Origin of the sequence: Geitlerinema sp. CS-897 (assembly GCF_028368005.1) — a bacterium.
Classification (GTDB): Bacteria; Cyanobacteriota; Cyanobacteriia; order Cyanobacteriales; family Geitlerinemataceae; genus Baaleninema; species Baaleninema simplex.
Genome location: NZ_JAQNCQ010000299.1, coordinates 1 through 5,874, shown reverse-complemented (window position 1 = coordinate 5,874; position 5,874 = coordinate 1). Strand labels below are relative to the sequence as shown.

General features: G+C 52.2%; 5 protein-coding genes. 4 read left to right on the top strand and 1 reads right to left on the bottom strand.

What is annotated here, in order from left to right; translation table 11 throughout:
* Positions 1-545 precede the first annotated feature (545 nt).
* A complete protein-coding gene (locus POG22_RS18870; protein ID WP_498906798.1) occupies positions 546-2,585 on the top strand; it encodes a protein kinase domain-containing protein in 2,040 nt (679 codons plus the stop codon).
* Positions 2,586-3,122: 537 nt separating this feature from the next.
* Here the strand turns inward: POG22_RS18870 and POG22_RS18865 are convergent.
* A complete protein-coding gene (locus POG22_RS18865; RefSeq protein WP_498906797.1) occupies positions 3,123-3,332 on the bottom strand; it encodes a TOBE domain-containing protein in 210 nt (69 codons plus the stop codon).
* A gap of 178 nt (positions 3,333-3,510) precedes the next feature.
* On the opposite strand from POG22_RS18865, the gene POG22_RS18860 reads away from it, so the two are divergent.
* The 3 genes from POG22_RS18860 to POG22_RS18850 all read left to right on the top strand — a co-directional run bounded on the left by POG22_RS18860 (position 3,511) and on the right by POG22_RS18850 (position 5,685).
* Complete coding sequence (locus POG22_RS18860; RefSeq protein ID WP_498906796.1) at positions 3,511-4,110, top strand: DJ-1/PfpI family protein; 600 nt, start codon at positions 3,511-3,513, stop codon at positions 4,108-4,110.
* Between the two features lie 135 nt (positions 4,111-4,245).
* Complete coding sequence (locus POG22_RS18855; protein WP_498906795.1) at positions 4,246-5,088, top strand: hypothetical protein; 843 nt, start codon at positions 4,246-4,248, stop codon at positions 5,086-5,088.
* Between the two features lie 408 nt (positions 5,089-5,496).
* Positions 5,497-5,685: a hypothetical protein gene (locus POG22_RS18850; protein WP_017659702.1), complete on the top strand. Its 189-nt coding sequence runs from the start codon at positions 5,497-5,499 to the stop codon at positions 5,683-5,685.
* Positions 5,686-5,874: the final 189 nt, after the last annotated feature.

The window sequence follows — 5,874 nt, the reverse complement described above, 5'->3', positions numbered from 1 at the left end:
CACGTCATGTTTAGCATGAAACTATCTTAGCTTAGAAAATAAATATTTGTTTCCTAGGCTTAAGCGAACTACTCCCTCCCGTCGCTTCACCACCCCCCAAGCCCTCGGCTATGGGCGGAGCACTGCGACGGATCTTGGTAGGAGTGAGATCGGTCGTTGACATCGGGCAAACTCGATACAGACCTTTTTAGATTCCTCGAATTTCCAACTCACGTCAATCTGTCAAGTTTCTTAAAAGTTCGAGCGGGTTCGCAGGTGAAAGTTTTTACAATGGGGTGAAGATCTCGATCGATCTCCACGGTGTAACGTGCCGATATCGCGGGTCGAGCGTTGCATCCTCCAAAACCGAAAGCGTCAACCGGAGATCGGCGGGAGGGGTGCGCGATCGCTCAAAAACTCACGTGTCGATCGCATTGGTTCGCTCGGAAACGTCTAGATCCGCCAAAAGTTCTCCTGTATTAACGTCACCCGTTTGTCGAGTCGTACTGACACACGGGCTGCGCGATCGGAGACAATAACAATAGACCCAGCTAGCGTGCGTCACCATGATTTTTTGTCTCAACCCCGACTGTTCGCACCCCCGGAACCTCGACGACGCAACTCACTGTCTCAGTTGTGGCTCTCGCCTCAAACTCAGAGGACGCTATCGCCCCACCAAACCGTTAGCTCAGGGGGGGTTCGGTCGCACGTACCTAGCAGTAGACGAAGATCGGCTCAACACCTTTTGCGTCATCAAACAACTGTTACCCCAGGGAACCGGGAGCGACGCGACCCCGAGTACCCACGAAAAAACCATCGAACTGTTCTATCAAGAAGCCACGCAACTGTCTCTACTCGGCGAACATCCCAACATTCCCACCCTATTCGCCTTTTTCGAGGAAGAGTCCCGTCTGTACTTGGTACAAGAATATATCGACGGTCATACCCTCTGGCACGAACTCGAACAAAACGGTGCCTTTAGCGAAGCCCAAATCAAAGAAGTTCTCGCGCAGTTGCTCCCAGTATTGCGCTTCGTTCACCGACACCAAGTCGTCCATCGCGATATTACCCCCGTCAATATCCTGCGTCGTCAAAAAGACGGACGGCTGATGCTTATCGATTTCGGCGTGTCCAAACAACTGACGCGGGACACCCTGTCCGAACCGGGAACGAAAGTGGGAACCGTTGGCTATGCGCCTCTCGAACAACTGCGAAGCGGCATCGCCTATCCCGCCAGCGATATTTACAGTTTGGGCGTGACCTGCATTCAACTGCTGACCAACGCTCGCCCCGATACCCTCTTCGATCCCTTGAAGGGCTGGCGATGGCGGGAAAAACTAGCCTCCCAACACCGTTCGGTGGGCGATCGCCTCGGACGCATTCTCGACAAAACTATTCAAGAGCGACTGGTCGATCGCTACCAGTCAGTCGACGAGATCGTTCGCGATTTCAAAAGTCCCCACTCGAAAAAACCCGCTCGCCGTCGGCGGGTGAAGAACGCAGTCGCAACCGGCTCTCCTACCACAAACCGTCTCCCCGAAACGGCCGTCGAAGGGCCTTCGTCGGGGCGATCGCGAACGACGACACCCCAGCCTCTACCGCCCCATCCCTCCCGTCCGTTGCCCTCAGACCTGCCTCCGACGCGACGGGAAGAGTCTGAAATCGCGCCGATTTCCCACGCCCCACCCCTTCCGACAACTCGAGGTTGGCACTGTGCCTACACGCTACCCGCTCCCACGTCGCTGATTACCTCAGTGGCATTGAGTCCGGGGGAACAGTGGGTCGTGGGGGGATGTTTGGATAACAGCATTTTGGTGTGGAACCTCCGCACGAAAAAACTCCAGCACACTCTGTCACAGCATCGGCGTCCTGTTAACGCCGTCGCGATTTCTCCCGACGAAGCCGTCTTGGCCAGCGGTAGCGACGACGCCACGATAAAGTTATGGAACCTTCACACCGGACAGCTCATCAACACCCTCAGCGGACATCTGCGCGGCGTAACGTCGGTGGTGTTTGCGGCTGACGGATCGTTTCTCGCCAGTGGCAGTAAAGACCGCACCGTTCAAATTTGGGAACCGAAGCAGTCCCAAGCCAGTACGACGCTCACCGCCCGTTCGGGCAGTATTAAAACCATCGCCGTCTCACCCGACGGTCGCTGGCTGGCCACGGGGGGACTCGACAATAAAATTCACCTGTGGGACTTGCGCGATCGCACTCTGATTCACACCCTCTCGGGGCATTTAAATTCGGTGTTGGCCGTGGCGATCTCTCCAGACGGAAAACAACTGGCCAGCGGGAGTAAAGACCGCACTGTAAAACTCTGGGATCTCGAAACCGGAACCGAACTCGAGACCCTTTCGGGTCATTTGTGGGATGTCAACGCGATCGCCTACATCGCCCGCGATCGCGCCTTAGTCACCGCCAGTAACGACAAGACGATTAAGGTCTGGAGCCTCCACGACTATCGCGTTCGATACACGCTCTCGGGTCACATGGGTGCCGTGCAAGGTGTCGCCGTCAGTGCGGACGGTACAACTATCGTGTCGGGCAGTTGGGATAAAACGATTAAGGTGTGGAACTGGCACGGAAAAGGTGCGATCCTCTAGATCGGTGATACAAAAAAGCGTGTTCGCGGGAAACCCAATTTGCAGGAAATTCAGTCTACAAACTTCCCGTTTGAGCTTTATTAAACGACTTTATGCCGAGGGTCAAACTCAGCGTAAAAAAGGCAGAAGAAGTCAAATTAGTGGGTGCATCTCGAAAATGTAAATTCATCGGATACGAGCTGATACAGAATCCAAATCTCATACGGAATCCGAATTTAAAATACTGATTTTTTCCAACCCAACAAGTCTCTCTATCCCCCCAACCATCCCCCCAACCCCCCTTTGAAAGGGGGGCTAAGGGGGGATAGGGGGCTAAGGGGGGATGTGGTGAAGACTTCTAAAACCTAGCTTATCGGAAACAGATTCCATATTATACAGTTTAAAAAAATTCTTATGGAGTAAGAGTGTTAGCGATTTCTTGCTTGGTAAGTTCGGAAGAGTCCCATTTTTGAGCGAATTATAAGCACAAACCATAGAATATAATACTATCCCCAATTTCAAATCCCCGATCTGATTGTAAATCGGGGATTTTAGAAATTATTCGACTGCAAACATAACATTACTTGATTTGATAATGGCGTAAGCCTCTTTTCCGTCTGTTAACTCCAACCGTTCTGCTGAGGCTTTTGAAACAATTCCCACAATTTCGACACCCGGAGCAATTTCTAGGGTGACTTCCGAGTTCACAGTTCCGGGAACGAGTTTGGTGACTTTACCTTTGAGGGTGTTACGAGCAGTTAGTTTCATGCTTGCTTAACTATTCAACGAGATCGAGATCGATGATAGTAGAAGATCCCCGTGGGAAAAGGTATCTTAGGTTACGATCGCAACCCTCGGTCAACCCGCCGCGATCGCCGTGCCATACTAGACTCAAGACTCGAATCAACGTTTAAAAAAACGTATCGTAGACATCAGGTAAAGTCATATGGCCGGTTTAAAAATTTTGATGCTCGTCGGGGATTTCGTCGAAGACTACGAAGTCATGGTTCCGTTTCAAGCTCTGCAAATGGTGGGTTACACCGTAGACGCCGTCGCACCGGATACCAAAGTCGGGGATAAAGTTCGCACCGCCGTCCACGATTTCGAGGGCGATCGCACCTACAGCGAAAAACCGGGTCATTACTTCACCCTCAACGCCAGTTTCGAGGAAATTCGCCCAGAAACCTACAACGCTCTAGTGATTCCCGGCGGACGCGCTCCCGAGTACATCCGACTTAACAAGCGCGTTATCGAAATCGTACGCTACTTCGCCAACGCTAAAAAGCCGATCGCGGCGATCTGTCACGGGGCGCAACTGCTCGCAGCGGCCGACGTTCTCCACGGTAAAGCTTGCTCGGCCTATCCCGCCTGTCGTCCCGAGGTCGAACTCGCAGGAGGAACTTACGCTGAAATTCCCGTCAACGAAGCGATCGTCGATGGAAATCTCGTCACCGCCCCCGCTTGGCCCGCCCATCCGCAGTGGTTAGCGAAGTTTCTCGAGGTGTTGGGAACTCGCATCGAACATCGAGCAACGGCCGCTGTCTAGAATCGAGTGAAAAGATCGTGAGGTGTTGAGAAGATAACCGGACGAGGTGGCGACAAGGCGGTAAACGTAAGCGATCGCCCCTCAACTCCAACACTCAGTTATCGATTCTCAATTGTCAATTCTCAATTCTCTACCGTGTTCGCTTTCTCCCATACCCTTCAACTGACCGGGCGTTTGCTGGTGGGAACGTTTCTCGCCACCTTCGCGGTCGAACTCGCTGCGCCTCCTGCATCGGCTCAAACTGAAACCGGAGAAACGGCGATCGAAACGGTTTCCAACACCGACACGACGCGTCACCGACATTTATACCGTCGTTCCAGTCCGCGATCGGATTTCGCAACCGCGATCGTTGCGTATATGGAATCGCAGAATTACCACATCGATCGCGAACCGGGCGAATTCAATATCGTATTGCTGAAGGGGACGAATCCCGACGGAACCCCCAACGGAAACGCCGCCTTACCACCGCGATATAACGATTTACTGGTATTACTGACCTTCGACGAGAGCGATCGCCCGCAAATTCGCCTCGCCGTTCCCGTCACCACAGAATCCAACGCTCGATTGCGTGTCCATCCAGACCACGAACCTTTTGGCGGTCCGGCGCAGGTAATGACCGGTCAACACATCGGAAAATGGCAGTTACAACCGGGAATGCGTCTGCGTCGCGGGCGACCGTTTACGGGGTTGATGCAAGTCGGGGAACTCCCCATCGGATTCGATCGCAATAACGACGGCGACATCGATCCTGGCGAACCCGTTCGTCAGTGGCTACCGGGGCGAGATGGCGGTGCGTTTGTCTTCCACCCAGACCTGAATTTTCCTCTATCGGGAACGGCGAGTTCGGGGTGTATCGTCACCCATTACGACAACGACTTTTTCACCTTTATTCGATATTTGGAAAACTCCTCACAATACCGATCGAATCCCGAATATCGCTGGACGGTCACGCTTCTCGAACCCAACGCCATACTGTAGCGATAAACGAAGATCGTAACAAAGATCGCAAAGATCCCCGGCATTTGAAGAGACTGGGGATTTCGCTAAAAAACTCAATTCTCTGTGTCTTTTATATTGTTGTGGTGAATTTTCTCGTTGGGTTTTACACAGAATCCGAGTCTAAAACACTGGTTTTATACAGAATCTGAATTTCAAATACTGGTTTTGCCCAACCCGACCCGTCTATCTATCCCCCCAACCCCCCTTCCCAAGAGGGGCTAAGGGGGGATGTGGTGAAGACTTCTTGAAACCTAGCTTATCGGCAAAGGATAGAGTATTACTCAGTCAGACAAGCCTCTCTCTGGGGAGCATCTAGTTAATGCAATGAGTAGAAATACGCATTGACAGAGGTTCGAGAATAGAGAGGAAAGCATTCCCCAGTCGTCAATGACCCCAGAAGAACGTCAAAAACTCAAACAAGCTGCCGAGACGATCGCCGATATCCTGTACCAAAATACCCCTAAAGAGAAAGTCCAAGACTTCGAGAGCATCGAGCTGAGCCTGCGCGACCACTGGCTCGAAACCCTTGGCCCGGAACTGGCCCTATTTTTTTGCCCAAAGCAGCCAGACTCGTAGCGGACGAGAACGAAAAATTCGCAGCTGTATTGGAGAAGTCTCCCTAACCAGGGCTTGCTGAACAAAACTGAAATGTAGACCCAGTAAGGATTTTGGGACTTTTTTTCAGAAAATGGTGCAAGGTTTTCCGATCGAGAAGCTCAAAAACCTTGGATTTTCGTCGGCGATTACCGATTCAATTGGGAAGCT